We start from the raw sequence: 16588 nt of genomic DNA, 5'->3' as shown, positions 1-16588 counted from the left end.
CCAGGAACGCCCCGCGGTCGATGACCATGTCGATCTCGTCGGCGCCCGCCGCGACGGCCTCCCGCACGTCGGCCCGTCGGGAGCTCGGCTGCCCCGTGTCAGCCGCCTCCGCCGCATCCGCCGCCACCCCCGCACGACGAACCGCCGCCGCCGCAGGAGGAGGATCCGCCACCGCACGAGGAGTGGCCTCCGCCCCCGCAGGAGTGGTGGCCGCCGGAATGCCCCCCGCCCGAGTGGTGGCCACCGGAGTGGTGACCACCGGAACGGTCGTCGCCGGACGACCCGCCCACGTCCCCGGCCGCGACCCACCACGCGGCACCGGTGTCACTGCTGCTGCCGCCGCCGCGCAGACCGGTGCCGCGGCCGCGGGCGCTGCTGCCGCGGTACGGCCCCCGCGGCCGGCCGACACGGCGGTTCCTGCGGACGTTCCTCCGTACGGCGGACACCAGTACCGCCACGAAGACGACCCCTGCGACTGCCAGGATGATGCCGAAGGCCATGGCGCCACCCTCCTTCCCGTACTCCGGAGTTCCTCCGGAATTCCCCCGAAGCAGCCCCCCGTGGGCGCCTCGCTCGTTGCGTGACCGGGGGATGCCCGGCCGCCGCGACGGCCAAAGCACACTTGAGCAACTCCAGAGCTTCGGCGCAGGATGACCGGCATGACCTCCAGTGCACGCCCTCCGCTCAACCGCCGGCTCGCCGAGTTCGGGACGACGATCTTCGCCGAGATGTCCGCCCTGGCCGCGCGCACGGGTGCGATCAACCTGGGACAGGGCTTCCCCGACACGGACGGCCCCGAGGAGATCCGGGAGGCGGCCGTACGGGCGCTGCGCGACGGGCGCGGCAACCAGTACCCGCCGGGCCCGGGCGTCCCCGAGCTGCGCGCCGCGATCGCCGCGCACCAGAGCCGGCGGTACGGGCTGGCGTACGACCCGGACACGGAGGTGCTCGTCACGGCGGGCGCCACCGAGGCCATCGCCGCCTCCCTGCTGGCGCTGCTGGAGCCCGGCGACGAGGTCGTGGCCCTGGAGCCGTACTACGACTCCTACGCGGCCTGCATCGCGATGGCGGGCGGCAGGCGGGTGCCGGTGACGCTGCGCCCGCACCACGGCCCGGACGGACCGGCGTTCCGCCTCGACCTCGACGAGCTGCGGGCCGCCGTGACCGACCGGACGCGGCTGCTGCTGATCAACACCCCGCACAACCCGACCGGCACGGTGCTCGCGCGCGAGGAACTGACGGCGATCGCGGAGCTGGCCGTCGAACGCGACCTGCTGGTCGTCACCGACGAGGTCTACGAGCACCTCGTGTTCGACGACGCCGAGCATCTGCCCCTCGCCGGCTTCCCCGGGATGCGCGAGCGGACGGTGACGATCGGCAGCGCCGGCAAGACGTTCTCGTTCACCGGCTGGAAGGTCGGCTGGATCACGGCGGCACCCGCCCTGGTCACGGCGGTGCGCTCGGCGAAGCAGTTCCTGACCTACGTCTCCTCGGGCCCCTTCCAGTACGCGGTCGCCGAGGCCCTCGCCCTTCCCGAGTCGTACTTCACCGCGTTCCGCGACGACATGCGCGCCAAGCGGGAGGTGCTGTCGGAGGGGCTGTCGGCGGCGGGGCTGACGGTGTTCCGGCCCCGGGGCACCTACTTCGTCACCACCGACATCCGCCCGCTCGGCGAGAGCGACGGCGTCGCCTTCTGCCGGTCGCTGCCGGAGCGGGCGGGGGTCGTCGCCGTCCCGAACGCCGTCTTCTACGACCACCGGAAGCAGGGCGCGCCGTTCGTCCGCTTCGCCTTCTGCAAGCAGATCACGGTGCTGCAGGAGGCGGCCGAGCGCCTGAAGGCGCTGGCGGCGGGCTGACCCCGGTCGCCCCGTACGGCGGCCCGCCCCACCGCCACCGCCCGCGGGAGGTCGCGGTGGTACGGCGAGAGCCCGGTTCGGGGCTGCACGCCGTCAGGGCGGGGGCCCGGGCCGGGCTCTCGTCGATCCGTGGCGCGTGCCGGTGGTCACGCACGCGCCGCTGCGGGGTCCGGCGGCGGGACTACTCGCCGTCGTCTCCGGTGTCCTCGGTGTCGTTGATCTCCTCTTCGAGGCCGAGCTGCTCGACGAGCCACTTGTCGAACTCGATCGCGGCCCGGACCCAGCTGACCGTCGAGGAGACGAAGTGCTCCAGGCTGACGCCCATGCCGATCAGCATCTGGGCCTCGCCGATGAGGCGGACGGTGCCGTCGTCGTGGGTGTGGGTGTAGACCTTGGGCCACAGGGTGCGCCGGTTCCAGTCGTCGATGGTCTCCAGCAGCTGCGGCTTGTCGTCGATCTGGTGGGGCCGGTCGTAGAACGTCCGCACCGAGAAGACCTGCTGGTCGCCCTCGCCCCGGAACATGAAGTACGTACGGAACTGCTCCCACGGCGCCGCGAGGTCACCCTCGTCGTCGACGACGTACTTCAGCTCCATCTGGTCCAGGAGCTGCTTCACGAGGTCCTGATCCGGGACGACGGGGCCCGCCGGTCCTTGGGGCTGCGGCTCGGGCTGGCCCCCGAAGTTCGGAATCGAGGACGGGTCGATGGTCACCGTGTTTTTCCCTTCGTACGGATCTCGCCATCCTCCCCCATGCGGGGAGGGTGGTGGCAAGCCCCGACGTCCCCTGTCAGCCGAGGGCTGACACGATCCGGTCACCGGGACGGCCGCCCCCCGGGTACCCGGTCAGCCCCCGCTGTGACACCTCCCGCGGGCCGAATGCAGCAGCCGTCCCGGCCCCCGCTCGGGAGGAGAGGGGGCCGGGACGGCCGTGGGGACGGGGAGTCCTGCGCTACAGCGTCTTGCCGGTGGCCGGGCCGACGAGGAGGCCCTCGCCGGCACGGTCGACGCGGACCGTGTCGCCGTCCGTGACCTCGCCGGAGAGGATCTCCTTGGCGAGGCGGTCACCGATCGCGGTCTGCACCAGGCGACGCAGCGGGCGGGCGCCGTACGCCGGGTCCAGGCCCTCCTCGGCGAGCCAGGCCAGGGCCGTGGGAGTGACCTCCAGAGTCAGGCGACGCTCCGCCAGCCGGCGGGCCAGCCGGTCGATCTGCAGCTGCGCGATCCGCTCCAGCTCCGGCTTGGTCAGCGCGGAGAAGACGACCAGGTCGTCGAGGCGGTTGAGGAACTCGGGCTTGAAGGAGGACCGGACCACCTCCAGCACCTGCTCCTTCTTCTCCTCCTCGCTGGTCAGCGGGTCGACCAGGAACTGGCTGCCCAGGTTGGAGGTGAGGATCAGGATGGTGTTGCGGAAGTCCACCGTCCGCCCTTGGCCGTCCGTCAGACGGCCGTCGTCGAGCACCTGCAACAGGATGTCGAAGACCTCCGGGTGGGCCTTCTCCACCTCGTCGAGCAGGACGACGCTGTACGGGCGGCGGCGCACCGCCTCCGTGAGCTGGCCGCCCTCCTCGTAGCCGACGTACCCGGGCGGGGCGCCGACCAGCCGGGCCACGCTGTGCTTCTCGCTGTACTCGGACATGTCGATGCGGACCATCGCCCGCTCGTCGTCGAAGAGGAAGTCCGCGAGTGCCTTGGCCAGCTCCGTCTTGCCCACGCCCGTCGGGCCCAGGAAGAGGAACGAGCCGGTCGGGCGGTCGGGGTCGGCGATGCCGGCCCGGCTGCGGCGGACGGCGTCGGAGACGGCGCGCACGGCCTCGGACTGCCCGATGAGACGCCGGCCGATCTCGTCCTCCATGCGCAGCAGCTTCTGCGTCTCGCCCTCCAGCAGCCGGCCGGCCGGGATGCCGGTCCAGGAGGCGACGACGTCCGCGATGTCGTCGGGACCGACCTCCTCCTTGACCATGGTGTCCCTGGCGGCCTCCTCCTCGGCCTGCGAGGCGGCCTCCAGTTCCTTCTCCAGCGTCGGGATCTCCCCGTAGAGCAGCATGGAGGCGGTGTCGAAGTCGCCGTCGCGCTGCGCGCGCTCGGCCTGGCCGCGCAGGTCGTCGAGCCGCTCCTTCAGTTCACCGACGCGGTTGAGGGACTGCTTCTCCTTCTCCCAGCGGGCGGTCAGGCCGCGCAGCTCCTCCTCCTTGTCGGCGAGGTCGCGGCGCAGCTTCTCCAGCCGCTCCTTGGAGGCCTTGTCGGTCTCCTTGCTGAGGGCCAGCTCCTCCATGCGCAGCCGGTCCACGGCGCGCTGCAGCTCGTCGATCTCCACCGGGGAGGAGTCGATCTCCATGCGCAGCCGGGAGGCCGACTCGTCGACGAGATCGATGGCCTTGTCGGGCAGGAAGCGGGAGGTGATGTAGCGGTCGGACAGGGTGGCGGCGGCCACCAGCGCGGAGTCGTTGATCTGCACCTTGTGGTGGGCCTCGTAGCGGCCCTTGAGCCCGCGCAGGATCGCGATGGTGTCCTCCACGCTCGGCTCGCCGACGAACACCTGCTGGAAGCGGCGCTCCAGCGCGGGGTCCTTCTCGATGCGCTCGCGGTACTCGTCGAGCGTGGTCGCGCCGATCATGCGCAGTTCGCCGCGGGCCAGCATCGGCTTGAGCATGTTGCCGGCGTCCATGGCGGAGTCGCCGCCCGCGCCGGCGCCGACGACGGTGTGCAGCTCGTCGATGAAGGTGATGATCTGCCCGTCGCTCTCCTTGATCTCGGAGAGCACGGCCTTCAGCCGCTCCTCGAACTCGCCGCGGTACTTCGCGCCCGCCACCATCGCGCCCAGGTCGAGGGCGACCAGCCGCTTGTTCTTGAGGGACTCGGGCACGTCGCCCTTGAGGATCCGCTGGGCCAGTCCCTCGACGACGGCGGTCTTGCCGACGCCGGGCTCGCCGATGAGGACCGGGTTGTTCTTGGTGCGGCGGGACAGCACCTGCACGACGCGGCGGATCTCCTGGTCCCGGCCGATGACCGGGTCGAGCTTGCCCTCACGGGCCGCGGCCGTGAAGTCGGTGCCGAACTTCTCCAGGGCCTTGTACTGGCCCTCCGGGTCCGGTGTGGTCACCCGGCGTCCTCCCCTCGCCTTCGCAAAGGCGTCCTGCAGCTTGCCGGCACTGGCTCCGTGCCGGGAGAGCACCTCGCCGGCCGCGCCGCCCTTCGCGGCGATGCCGATGAGCAGGTGCTCGGTGGACAGGTAGTCGTCCCCGAGCTCCTTCGCCCGGGTCTGCGCGTCCGCGATCACCGTGAGCAGCTCGCGGCTGGGCTGCGGGGGCGCGACGGTGGACCCGGTCACGCTGGGCAGCGAGGCCAGCAGGCGCTCGGCACCGGAGCGGACGGAGGCCTGGTCGGCGTCCACGGCCGCCAGCAGGTCGATGATGTTCTCGTTCTCCCGCCCCTCGAGCAGCGCGAGGAGCAGGTGCGCGGGGGTGAGGTCCGGGTGCCCCTCGGTCACGGCCCGGTTGCTGGCCGCGTTGATCGCGTCCCGGCTCCTGTTGGTCAGCTCGGCGTCCACAGTCCCCTTCTCCTCCTATGGCGTCGGCGCTTCCGCCTCCGTCTCCCAGACTGACTCAGTCAACGTGCACAAAGTTGAGTCTACTCCACTCAAGGGCGGACGCGGGAGATCCGGGCGGGCTAAGTTCCGGGCCATGGTCTCCACGTATGCCCACGACCCGGGCGGTCCCGACGCCTCGTACCTCAGCTTCTGGCGGGAACGACACCTGTGCACACTGACGACCCTCCGTGCGGACGGCACCCCGCACGTGGTGCCCGTCGGCGTGACGTACGACCCCGGGGCGCGCCTGGCCCGGGTGATCACCAGCGGGACGAGCGCGAAGGCCCGGCACGTGCGGGCGGCCGGGCCCGAGGGGGCGCCGGTCGCGGTGTGCCAGGTGGACGGGCGGCGGTGGGCGACGCTGGAGGGGCGCGCGTTCGTCCGGACCGAGCCGGAGCGTGTCGCGGAGGCGGAGCGGCGGTACGCCGAGCGCTACCGGGCGCCGCGGCCGAATCCGTCCCGGGTGGTGATCGAGATCGAACTGACGGCGGCACTGGGGAGCGCCTGACGTCCGGCACGGGGAGCGGGAGGGGGCGGCGGCAGCGAATTCCGGCCGGCGTACTCGCGGCGGGATGCGGACATGTCCCGCCAAACTGCAGCGGCGTCACCGTGTTCAGGTCACGGTGACGCCGCTGCGGGGGGGAAGCGCCTGAGCGATCTGTTACGACGGGGGAATCGCGTCAGGCACTGCGGGGGGTGGCCGAGATGGTTCTGGGGGTGGTGGACGTCTCCGGGGCCACCTGCCGGTGGTCGCGCTGGTCGAGGTTGACGAAGATCATTCCGTACCGGACGGCACATCGCACGGGCTGCGGCGCCCCCCGAGGCCGCCGCAGGCACCGGTACGCCCGTACGTCTCCGTCCTCGTCCCGCGTGACGACGACCGGCTCACCGAAGACGGTCACCATCAGCGAGTCACCGCTGTGGGGGATGGCGGTGACCAGGTCGATGAAGTGCCATCCGGAACGGTAGGCGGTGGCCATCTCCCGTCGGAAGGAGCGGTCGTCGGGTGGAGTGCTCACGTCAGCTCCAGACGCTGTCGTCTGTTCCGACCGGAGTGTCGCCAGCGACGACCGTCGTGACGGGCGCCAGGGACCAGACACTGTCGTCCGTGCCCGTGGTGTCGTCTCCGCCGGCGTCCGCCCGGGCCGGTACCACGGACCACACACTGTCCGCTCGTACGTCGCTCTTCGCGCCGGAGAGGCCACTCAGCGATCCGAAGGCCACAACGGCAGAGAAGATGGCGACAAGCACCGAGCGAAGCATTCTCTTACGCATAGTCGGCTTCGTCCTCACTTGAAGGTCCCCTCTTCCCCCGTCGAGTAAGACGATGGCTCATTCAGGCACGTCATGGCCACACAATCGGTGCATCATGTTCCTGCACGTTCAGGACCCTGGGGGGTGGAGATTTGACAGCCAATCGGACTAAAGCCACACATCCCCATGCCGTGACCGAGCTGTGCGAGGAAGGCAGCCGACTTTACGCGAACGCCCTGCGTATGGGGCGTGTCGCGCGCACGGACGCGGAGTCCGCGCCGTGCCTCACGGAGTTCGCCCTGCTCCACCCCGATCCCGATGACGCGAACTGGCTGCGCCCGGTTCCGCCGGGTGTCGCCCTGGCCCAGCGGCTGAACCCCCTCGAACGGGAGATCAGCGATCGCCGCCGGCGGTCCATCGAACTGGCGGATGCTTTCGAGCCGTTCATGGCCCTCAGCGCGCAGGCCGCCGCGCCCACCCACGCGATCACGGTGCTGGAGGGGCTGGACCGCATCAACGCGGCCCTGGACCTGGCGACCACCCAGTGCCAGACGGAGATGCTCACGGTCCAGCCGAGCGGCCGCCGGCCCGAACGCAGGACCCTGGAGGGCCTGGAGCGCGACAAGCCGCTGCTCGAACGCGGTGTCAAACTGCGCACGCTGTACCAGCACACGGCCCGGCACAGTCCCGAACGGCTCGCCTACGTCGACCAGATCGCCGACGGCAAGGTCGAGATACGCACGATCGACGAGCTGGTCGAGCGGCTCGTCGTCTGCGACGACACCGTCGCCTTCATCCCCATCCGCGAGGACCGGCAGGTCGCGCTGGAACTGCGCCACCCCGGCCTGGTCCGCTACCTCATCCAGGTCTTCGAGTTCATGTGGAACCGGGCGGTCCCGCTCAGCGCCGGCGCGCCCTACGAGACCGCCCCCGACGGCATCACCGAGATCCAGCACTCCATCGCCAAACTCCTCGTCGAAGGCCACGTCGACGAGGCCATCGCCCGCCGGCTGGGCATGAACGTGCGCACCTGCCGGGCCCACATCGCCAAGCTGGCCACCGCCCTCGGCAGCGGCAGCCGGGCCCAACTCGGCTTCCTCATCGCCCAGTCGGGGATCCTCGACCAGCGGCCCTGAGCCCGCCTCCACGGGCGGCGGCCCGGCCGGATCAGCGGCCGGCCGGGGCAGTGCCCGGTCGAGGCAGTGCCCGGTCGGGGCAGTGTCCGGCTCCGTCAGCGGCCGGTCGGGAAGTTCCGGCCGGGCCCGGGGACCGCCGGGAGGGCCGTGGCGCGCGGCGGCCCGTCCAGCCCGGCCTGGGCGATGCGCACGCCCAGCTGGGTACGGCTGGCGGCGCCCAGCGTCTCCGACAGCCGCGCGATGTGCGCCCGGCAGGTGCGCACGCTGATGCCGAGCCGTTCGGCGATGACGGCGTCCTGGTGGCCCTCCGCCAGCAACGCGGCGATGGACCGCTCCCGGTGCGAGATGCCCTCGATGCCGGTGTCCGGCAACGGCGCGGTCAGCGGGATCGCCAGCCGCCAGAGCCGCTCGAAGACCGTCACCAGGTACTCGACGAGGGCCGGGTGGCGCAGTTCCAGGGCCATCGTGCGGTCGGTGTTGGCCGGGATGAACGCGACCGTGCGGTCGAAGAGGATCAGCCGGTCGATGACCTCGTCCAGCGTGCGCGCCTCGACGGCGTCGCCCATCAGCTCCAGATAGGTGAGCAGGCCCTGGCCGTGCCGCGCCACATGGGTGTACAGGTCCCGCATCCGCACGCCGCGGCCGCGCAGCGCCAGGGCCCGGTGCAGGCCCTCGGACAGCTCGTGCTCGCGCCGGATGCCGCCGGGCTGGACGGTCAGCACCTCCGTCCGGCACGCCTCCGTCGCCTCGTCCATGGCCGCCTGGATGCGGGGCAGACCGTCCAGGACGCGGATGGCCGTGCCCTCCACCGCGGCCGGGGGCACCCGGACCTCACGGCCCAGGCCCGCGTACCGCTCGAACGCCGCCACCACCGAGCCGACCCGCCGATGGCTCTCGCTGACCTCGTCGTACATCCCGCGCAGCAGGCGGGTGATGACCTCCTGGGGCGCGGTGGGCACCAGCCAGTCCATGTCGTCGGGGTCGGGGTGCAGCAGCGCCAGTTCCAGCAGGCACGGCACCGGCTCGGCGTCGCAACGGGCCACCCGGCCGCGCCGTACGGCCCGGGAATACACACGATCCCCGGCCTCGCACAGTCGGTCGGCACCATGAGGATGCTCCTCCGTCCCGTGCCCGGCCATGGCCCATCACACCCCCGGTTCCGCCTCTTCCGCAGCGCAACTATGCGCGGACCGGACCGCCTCCGCAACACGGGTACCCCCGCGACGGCAGCCGGAAAGCAGGGATTTCGACCACTGTGTCCACGCCTCCGGCGGACGCGGCGCGGGGCATGTGGCGGGTGGGCCGCCGAACCGTGGAGGGGCCGGGGAAACGCCGACGGGAGCAGCCCGGGAAACGCGGAGGGACGGCCCCCGGAAAGGGCCGTCCCTCCGCTGCTTCAGGGCGGTTTCCGGCCTACTTCAGGCCGATGGCCTCGCAGGCCGACCGGTACTTGCCGGCACAGATGTCGGACTTCTCGTAGATGCCGTCGGCGATGACGGTGTCCTCGATGTTGCTCCTGGTCAGCGCGACGACGGAGACGAGTTGCGCCGGGATGTCCCGGTCGGTGGGGCTGCTGACCCTGTCGCGGGTCAGGGAGTCGAACTGGATGTCCTTGCCCTGCACCTTGGCGACGGCCATCTCGGCGGCCGTCTCGGCCTCCGTCGGGTAGGACTTGTACACGCTCATGTACTGCTCACCGCTGACGATCCGCTGCACCGCGTCGAGTTCGGCGTCCTGGCCGGTGACCGGCGGCAGCTTGGAGACACCCGCGGCGTCGAGGGCCCGGATGACACCGCCCGCCATGCCGTCGTTGGCGGCATAGACACCGGCGATGTCGCCCTTGCCGATGTCGTTGATCGCCTCGGTCATGTTCGCCTCGGCGTTCTCCGGCTTCCAGCCCTTGGTGTCGAACTCCTTGGCGATCGTCACCTTGCCGCTGAGCTGGGAGAGCGCACCCTTCTTGAACTGTGCGGCGTTCGGGTCGGTGGGCGAGCCGTTGATCATGACGATCTTCTTGGAGGCGTCGACGCCCGGACCCATCGCCTCGAGCAGCGTCCGGCCTTGCACCTCGCCGACCAGTTCGTTGTCGAAGGAGACGTAGGCGTCGATCGGGCCCTCGGCCAGCCGGTCGTAGGCGATGACCGGGATGCCGGCGTCCTTGGCCTTCTTGACCTCGCCGGCGATGGCGTGCGAGTCGACCGCGTCGATCAGGATGACGTCGACCTTGTCGTCGATCATCTTCTGCATCTGGCTGTTCTGCCGGTCCGCGTCCGCCTCCGCGTTGGCGTACCGCACCCGGCCCTCGTCCCGGGTGAGCGAGGCGACCTTCCTCTTGATGATCGGGTAGTCGAACTTCTCGTACCGCGTGTTCGCGGTCTCCGGCAGCAGCAGACCGACCGTGACCTCGCCGCCCTTGGTCGGCCTCGCGTCGCCGCCGCCGCCTGACACGCCGAACCCGCCACAGGCGGACAGCGAGAAGGTCAGCGTGGGCGCGGCCACGGCTATGGCGATACGACGCATCGAGGTGCTCACTTCTGGTGCCTTCCGGACGTGGGTGCAGCAGTGCGACCCAGGTGACTGAAAAGCCAACGCGGCACCGGGTACCGGCGTCAAGAGATGCCACTTAACGAGATGACAACAGCACGCTCAGCAAGCTCGTGAAGGGTCTGCGCAACTCCCTGCAACCACCCTTTACGGGCCCTTCACTCAAAAGCAGTTCACGGGCAGGCAAAGATCAGCACAACCGCCACCATTCCTGACGAGTCGCCACCAGGCCGGGGTCGCCGACCCGTTCGCCCCTCGATCGGGCAACCGAACGAACCCGGCCACCCTCGTCGCGAGCACGCCACCGCCCGGCGCCCACCGTCCGGGCACCGCCGCCGGCACCGTGGCGCCGGACCGGTCACGGCACCGCGTCGCGGCATGCGGAAGGGCCGGGAGGTCGACGCCTCCCGGCCCTGGTGTGCCACTCGTGTGCGGGTCAGTCCGACTGCTGCTGCCGCCTCTTGGGCCGCCACACCACCAGCGCGCTGGTCTGCTGGACGTCCTGGTACGGGACCAGGTCGCGGCGGTAGGAGGCGTGGACGGCCGCCTCACGCTGACGCATCGTGGCCGCCGCGCCCTCCAGGGCCGTCTGCAGCTCCGCGACGCGGGACTGCAGCGCGGCGACCTGGTTCTCCAGTTCGATGATCCGCTTGATGCCGGCCAGGTTGATGCCCTCGTCCTGCGACAACTGCTGGACCTGTCGCAGCAGTTCGATGTCACGAGCCGAGTAGCGGCGGCCCCGCCCCGCCGTGCGGTCCGGAGAGACCAGGCCCAGCCTGTCGTACTGACGGAGGGTCTGCGGGTGCAGTCCGGACAGCTGGGCGGCCACCGAGATGACGTACACCGGGGTCTCTTCCGTCAGTTCGTACGGGTTGCGACGGCGGCCGTCCATCTCACTCATGCTCCCTTCGCGGCCTCGAACAGCTCCGCCCGCGGGTCCTCGCCCGCGGTCGCCTCGCGATACGCCTCCAGCGCGTCACGAGCCTTCCCCGACAGGTCCTTCGGCACACTCACCTCCACGGTGACCAACAGGTCCCCACGGGTGCCGTCCTTGCGGACCGCGCCCTTGCCCCGGGCGCGCATCGTACGGCCGTTCGGCGTGCCCGGAGGCAGCTTCAGCGTCACCGACGGCCCGCCGAGCGTCGGCACCCGGACCTCGCCGCCGAGGGCGGCCTCCGGGTACGTCACCGGCACGGTGACGGTGAGGTTGTCGCCCTTGCGGCCGAAGACCGGGTGGGAGCCGACGTGCACGACGACGTAGAGGTCGCCCGCCGGTCCGCCCCGCTCGCCCGGCGCGCCCTTCCCGCGCAACCGGATCCGCTGGCCGTCGGAGACGCCCGCGGGAATGCGCACCTGCATGGTCCGGGACGACTTGGCGCGGCCCGAGCCCTTGCAGACGTCGCACGGGTGCTCCGCCATCAGGCCGCGGCCCTTGCAGTCCGGGCACGGGTCGGTCAGCGAGAACCCGCCACCCGAGCCGCGCGCCACCTGCCCGGTGCCGACGCAGGTCGGGCACACCCGCGGCGTGCCGTTCTTGTCGCCGGTGCCCGAGCAGGCCTTGCACGGCGCCTGCGAGGACATGCGCAGCGGCACCGTCGCGCCCTCGATGGCCTCCGTGAAGCTCAGCGTGACCTCGGACTCGATGTCCTGGCCGCGCCGGGGCTGGGTCCGCGTGGTGCCCGCGCCGCCCCGGTTGAACAGGCCCCCGAAGACGTCACCTATGCCACCGCCGAAGCCGCCGGCTCCCCCGCCCTGGGCGCCGCCTCCGAAGAGGTCGCCCAGGTCGAAGTTGAAGGAGCCGCCGCCCGCACCCGGCCCGGGGCGGAATCCGCCGTTGCCGAACAGGGAGCGGGCCTCGTCGTACTCCTTGCGCTTCTTGGGGTCGCCGAGGACGTCGTTCGCCTCGGAGATCTCCTTGAACCGCTCCTCGGCCCTGGCGTTGCCCTTGTTGGCGTCCGGGTGGAACTCGCGGGCGAGCTTCCGGTACGCCTTCTTGATCTCGGCCTCGGTGGCGTCCTTGGGGACGCCGAGGACCTTGTAGTAGTCCTTCTCGATGAAGTCCTTGGTGCTCATCCCCGACGCCCCTCCTTCCCTGCGTTCGTCTCGACGTCAGCCCTCCTCCGGGCCACCGTTCTCCTTGTCCTCGGCCTGCTCCGCGGGCTCGGCGGCGGAGTCCTCCGCCGGCCTGACCGTCTGCGCGCCCGGCTGAGGCTCGGCCACGGCCACCCGCGCGGGGCGGATGGTGCGCTCGCCGATCCGGTACCCGGGCTGCAGAATCGCCACGCACGTCGTCTCGGTGACGTCCGGCGCGTAGCTGTGCATCAGGGCCTCGTGGATCGTCGGGTCGAAGGGCTCGCCCTCCTTGCCGAACTGCTGCAGCCCCATCTTCGCCGCCACGGTCTCCAGCGACTCGCCGACGGACTTGAAACCGCCCACCAGTTCGCCGTGCTCGCGTGCGCGCCCGATGTCGTCGAGCACGGGCAGGAGCTCGGTGAGGAGGTTCGCGATCGCGACCTCCTTCACCGCGACCCGGTCGCGCTCGACCCGGCGCCGGTAGTTCTGGAACTCCGCCTGCAGCCGCTGCAGGTCCGCCGTGCGCTCGGCCAGCGCCGTGCGGGCCTGGTCCAGCTGTGCCGTCAGGCCGGCCGTCTGGGCCGCGTCCCCGGCCGGGGCCGCCCCCTCCTCCTTGGCGGAGGAGGCGGCCTGCGGCTCGGCGTCGTCAGAGGTGGCGCCGGAGGGGACGTCGGGCTGCTGCGCCGGCTGCTGGCCCTGCTGAGCCTGCTGCTGTTCGTCGAAGCCCGGGGTCTCCTCCGTCACGCGGCACCGTCCTTGCGCTCGTCGTCGACGATCTCGGCGTCCACCACGTCGTCGTCGGCCTTGGCCTCACCGGCGCCGGCGGACGCGCCGTCGGCGGCCTGGGCGCCCTGGGCGTCGGCGTACATGGCCTGGCCCAGCTTCTGCGAGACGGCCGCGACCTTCTCCGTGGCGGTGCGGATCTCGGTCGTGTCCTCGCCCTTGAGCTTCTCCTTCAGCTCGGCGACGGCGGCCTCGACCTCGGTCTTGATCTCGCCCGGGACCTTGTCCTCGTTGTCCTTGAGGAACTTCTCGGTCTGGTAGACGAGCTGCTCGCCCTGGTTGCGGGTCTCGGCGGCCTCGCGGCGCTTGTGGTCCTCCTCCGCGTAGCGCTCGGCCTCCTCACGCATGCGGTCGACCTCGTCCTTCGGGAGCGAGGAGCCGCCGGTGACGGTCATCTTCTGCTCCTTGCCGGTGCCGAGGTCCTTCGCCGCGACGTGCATGATGCCGTTGGCGTCGATGTCGAAGGAGACCTCGATCTGCGGGACGCCGCGCGGCGCCGGCGGCAGACCGGTCAGCTCGAACATGCCGAGCTTCTTGTTGTAGGCCGCGATCTCGCGCTCGCCCTGGTAGACCTGGATCTGCACGGACGGCTGGTTGTCCTCGGCCGTGGTGAAGATCTCGGACCGCTTGGTCGGGATCGTGGTGTTGCGCTCGATCAGCTTGGTCATGATGCCGCCCTTGGTCTCGATGCCGAGGGACAGCGGGGTGACGTCGAGGAGCAGGACGTCCTTGACCTCGCCCTTGAGGACACCGGCCTGGAGCGAGGCGCCGATGGCGACGACCTCGTCCGGGTTCACGCCCTTGTTGGCCTCCTTGCCGCCGGTCAGCTCCTTGACGAGCTCGGCGACAGCGGGCATACGGGTGGAGCCACCGACGAGCACGACGTGGTCGATGCCGCTGATGGAGATGCCCGCGTCCTTGATGACGTTGTGGAACGGCGTCTTGCAGCGCTCCAGCAGGTCCGCGGTCAGCTGCTGGAACTGCGCGCGGGTGAGCTTCTCGTCCAGGTGCAGCGGGCCCTCGGCCGAGGCGGTGATGTAGGGCAGGTTGATCGAGGTCTCGGTGGACGAGGACAGCTCGATCTTGGCCTTCTCCGCCGCCTCACGCAGGCGCTGGAGGGCCATCTTGTCCTTGCTCAGGTCCACGCCGTGACCGGACTGGAACTGCTTGACCAGGTAGTCGACGACGCGCTGGTCCCAGTCGTCGCCACCGAGGTGGTTGTCACCGTTGGTGGCCTTCACCTCGACGACGCCGTCGCCGATCTCCAGCAGCGAGACGTCGAAGGTGCCGCCACCGAGGTCGAAGACCAGGATGGTCTGGTCGTCCTTGTCGAGGCCGTAGGCCAGGGCGGCCGCGGTGGGCTCGTTGACGATGCGCAGCACGTTCAGACCGGCGATCTCACCGGCCTCCTTCGTGGCCTGGCGCTCGGCGTCGTTGAAGTACGCCGGGACGGTGATGACCGCGTCGGTCACCTTCTCGCCCAGGTAGGCCTCGGCGTCCCGCTTCAGCTTCTGCAGCACGAACGCGCTGATCTGCTGCGGGTTGAAGTCCTTGCCGTCGAGGTTGATCTTCCAGTCGGTGCCCATGTGGCGCTTGACCGACCGGATGGTCCTGTCGACGTTGGTGACCGCCTGGCGCTTGGCGACCTCGCCGACCAGCACCTCGCCGTTCTTGGCGAAGGCGACGACGGACGGCGTGGTCCTGGCACCCTCGGCGTTGGTGATGACGGTGGGCTCGCCGCCCTCCAGAACGCTGACGACGGAGTTAGTCGTGCCCAGGTCGATGCCGACCGCACGTGCCATGGTGAATTCCTCCAGCTGACTTGAGTGGAACGGACTCAAGTGTGCCTGAGGGCCCGCGCCGGGTCAACAGACCTGAGCCGGCTCGGCTCAAGTCTTATCCGTTCCTTACACGCAACGGCGTCTCGACCTGCGGCGATCTCGTCTGCTGCGGCGGTCGCGGCGTCATATCGGCGGGACGCCGGGCGCCGTAGGGGTCGCCCTCACGCCGCTCCGCTGCGCCGTCGGCGAAGGCGCCCGGGGCCCCGGTGGTGTCGGCCGCCCGCCGGGCGGTCCCGTACGGATCGGCGGCGCGCCGGCCGGTCGCGTACGGGTCGGACGGACGCCGGATGCTCCCATGACCGTCGGCCGCACGGCGGGCCATCACGTACGGATCACCCTGACGGCGGATCGCCGGCCCTGGCCCGTCCGTCGCACGGCGGCCGGTCGCGTACGGGTCGCCCTGCCGGCGGCCCCCCGCACCCGGGCCGTCGCCCGGCCGCCGCACCGCCCCCGTGCCGTCACCCTGCCGCCGCGGCCCGTAGGCGGGCACGCGCAGCAGCCCCAGCACGACCGCCAGGCTCACCCCGGCCACCCACAGCGCGCTCCGGTCCGACACCCAGCCGACGTGCACGAGCACCCCGACGAGCACTGCGGCGAAGGTGCCGACGCCGGTCAGGACGGTGGCGCCCGGCGGGGTCAGCCCCAGCCGGCGCAGCCGGTGCGCGAGGTGGTCGGGGCCCCGGCGCAGCACCGGGCGCCCGGCCAGCCTCCGGGACACCACGACGAGCAGGGCGTCGGCCGCGGCGACGGCGGTGAGCGGGAAGAGCACGGAGGCGCTGGAGGGGAGGCCGTACCCGGTGCGGGCGAGCACGGCCGCCGAGGCGACCACGAAACCGGTGAAGAGCGTGCCGCAGGCGCCGAACGTGGTCCGCGCCGGATGCCAGTTGTGCATCAGGAAGCCGGTGAGGGCGGCGGCCAGCACGCTCAGCAGCACCGCCACGTCGTCCATCACCTCGGCCGCCGCGCAGGCACCCGCGCCGAAGGCGGTGAGCACGCCCACCGTGCCCGCGAGACCGTCCGCGTGGTCGAGCCCCCGGAAGGCGGCGGCCACACAGGCGATCCACAGGACGGCGAGGATCCCGGCGGGCACCCCCGTCTCGTCGTACGGGACCACGAAGGCCGCCGCGACGGCCGAGCCGACCAGCAGCAACGATGTCTTGAGCCGCCACACGTCGGCGACCAGCCCGAGGACGGCGACCCCGGCTGCGGCGGTGAGCAGTCTGGCGACCCCGTGGCCGAGCGGCGCGACGCCCGTCCAGTCGCCCGCCGCGGCGACGGCGCAGGTGCTCACCACCACGGCCACCCCGCCGAGCAGCGGCACGGGCCGGGCCCGGCGCCGGTCGAGGAGACCGAGCCGCAGGGCGGGCACCCGCAGCAGCGCCGCGAGCGAGGCGGCGAGGAGAAGGGAGACGATGGCGGTGGCGATCCCGTAGAGCACGAAATCAAGCTAAGGCGAATGTCATGATTTGCGATGAATGACACGTCGCGACGGGCGTGGCGTCGCCCCCGGGCGG

At 71.4% G+C, this 16588-nt stretch carries 14 protein-coding genes; 3 read left to right on the top strand and 11 right to left on the bottom strand.

Features of this window, described 5'->3' with window-relative positions; translation table 11 throughout:
- Nucleotides 1-650 precede the first annotated feature (650 nt).
- A complete protein-coding gene (locus ACWDNY_RS10145) occupies nucleotides 651-1856 on the top strand; it encodes a pyridoxal phosphate-dependent aminotransferase (RefSeq protein ID WP_451645265.1) in 1206 nt (401 codons plus the stop codon).
- 181 nt (nucleotides 1857-2037) lie between these two features.
- Here the strand turns inward: ACWDNY_RS10145 and ACWDNY_RS10140 are convergent, their stop codons facing one another.
- Nucleotides 2038-2568, bottom strand: coding sequence for a YbjN domain-containing protein (locus ACWDNY_RS10140; RefSeq protein WP_451645264.1), 531 nt, complete (start codon nucleotides 2566-2568; stop codon nucleotides 2038-2040).
- 238 nt (nucleotides 2569-2806) lie between these two features.
- On the bottom strand, nucleotides 2807-5404 hold the full coding sequence (clpB, locus tag ACWDNY_RS10135; protein WP_451645263.1) for an ATP-dependent chaperone ClpB: 2598 nt from the start codon (nucleotides 5402-5404) through the stop codon (nucleotides 2807-2809).
- Between the two features lie 133 nt (nucleotides 5405-5537).
- On the opposite strand from clpB, the gene ACWDNY_RS10130 reads away from it, so the two are divergent.
- The gene (locus tag ACWDNY_RS10130; RefSeq protein WP_451645262.1) at nucleotides 5538-5951 is read left to right on the top strand and encodes a pyridoxamine 5'-phosphate oxidase family protein; all 414 of its coding nucleotides are present in this window, start codon (nucleotides 5538-5540) and stop codon (nucleotides 5949-5951) included.
- A gap of 172 nt (nucleotides 5952-6123) precedes the next feature.
- Here the strand turns inward: ACWDNY_RS10130 and ACWDNY_RS10125 are convergent, their stop codons facing one another.
- Together ACWDNY_RS10125 and ACWDNY_RS10120 are read right to left on the bottom strand one after the other, a co-directional pair.
- Nucleotides 6124-6462 carry a hypothetical protein gene (locus ACWDNY_RS10125; RefSeq protein WP_451645261.1) on the bottom strand — a complete coding sequence of 113 codons (339 nt, stop codon included), beginning with the start codon at nucleotides 6460-6462 and terminating at the stop codon, nucleotides 6124-6126.
- A gap of 1 nt (nucleotide 6463) precedes the next feature.
- Nucleotides 6464-6694, bottom strand: a complete 231-nt coding sequence (locus ACWDNY_RS10120) for a hypothetical protein (protein ID WP_451645260.1) — start codon at nucleotides 6692-6694, stop codon at nucleotides 6464-6466.
- Between the two features lie 155 nt (nucleotides 6695-6849).
- Between ACWDNY_RS10120 and ACWDNY_RS10115 the strand changes: the two genes are divergently transcribed.
- Complete coding sequence (locus ACWDNY_RS10115; protein WP_451645259.1) at nucleotides 6850-7833, top strand: helix-turn-helix transcriptional regulator; 984 nt, start codon at nucleotides 6850-6852, stop codon at nucleotides 7831-7833.
- A 95-nt stretch (nucleotides 7834-7928) separates the two neighbouring features.
- Here the strand turns inward: ACWDNY_RS10115 and ACWDNY_RS10110 are convergent, their stop codons facing one another.
- From ACWDNY_RS10110 to ACWDNY_RS10080, 7 genes are all read right to left on the bottom strand, one after another.
- Entirely contained in the window at nucleotides 7929-8972 is a 1044-nt protein-coding gene (locus ACWDNY_RS10110; RefSeq protein ID WP_451645258.1) for a LuxR C-terminal-related transcriptional regulator, read from the bottom strand.
- 274 nt (nucleotides 8973-9246) lie between these two features.
- Nucleotides 9247-10353 carry a sugar ABC transporter substrate-binding protein gene (locus tag ACWDNY_RS10105; RefSeq protein ID WP_451645270.1) on the bottom strand — a complete coding sequence of 369 codons (1107 nt, stop codon included), beginning with the start codon at nucleotides 10351-10353 and terminating at the stop codon, nucleotides 9247-9249.
- Between the two features lie 460 nt (nucleotides 10354-10813).
- Complete coding sequence (locus ACWDNY_RS10100; RefSeq protein ID WP_451645269.1) at nucleotides 10814-11269, bottom strand: heat shock protein transcriptional repressor HspR; 456 nt, start codon at nucleotides 11267-11269, stop codon at nucleotides 10814-10816.
- A gap of 5 nt (nucleotides 11270-11274) precedes the next feature.
- Nucleotides 11275-12450 carry a molecular chaperone DnaJ gene (gene dnaJ, locus ACWDNY_RS10095; protein ID WP_451645257.1) on the bottom strand — a complete coding sequence of 392 codons (1176 nt, stop codon included), beginning with the start codon at nucleotides 12448-12450 and terminating at the stop codon, nucleotides 11275-11277.
- Nucleotides 12451-12486: 36 nt separating this feature from the next.
- Complete coding sequence (gene grpE, locus ACWDNY_RS10090; protein ID WP_451645256.1) at nucleotides 12487-13194, bottom strand: nucleotide exchange factor GrpE; 708 nt, start codon at nucleotides 13192-13194, stop codon at nucleotides 12487-12489.
- Nucleotides 13191-15035 carry a molecular chaperone DnaK gene (dnaK, locus tag ACWDNY_RS10085; protein ID WP_451645255.1) on the bottom strand — a complete coding sequence of 615 codons (1845 nt, stop codon included), beginning with the start codon at nucleotides 15033-15035 and terminating at the stop codon, nucleotides 13191-13193. Before dnaK ends, grpE begins: the two co-directional genes overlap by 4 nt.
- A gap of 94 nt (nucleotides 15036-15129) precedes the next feature.
- Nucleotides 15130-16512, bottom strand: coding sequence for an undecaprenyl/decaprenyl-phosphate alpha-N-acetylglucosaminyl 1-phosphate transferase (locus tag ACWDNY_RS10080; RefSeq protein ID WP_451645254.1), 1383 nt, complete (start codon nucleotides 16510-16512; stop codon nucleotides 15130-15132).
- Between the last annotated feature and the right edge of the window lie 76 nt (nucleotides 16513-16588).

Source organism: Streptomyces sp. NPDC003697, assembly GCF_053587115.1.
The sequence above is the reverse complement of the archived record's forward strand: the minus strand, read 5'-3'. Positions and strand labels throughout refer to the sequence as shown.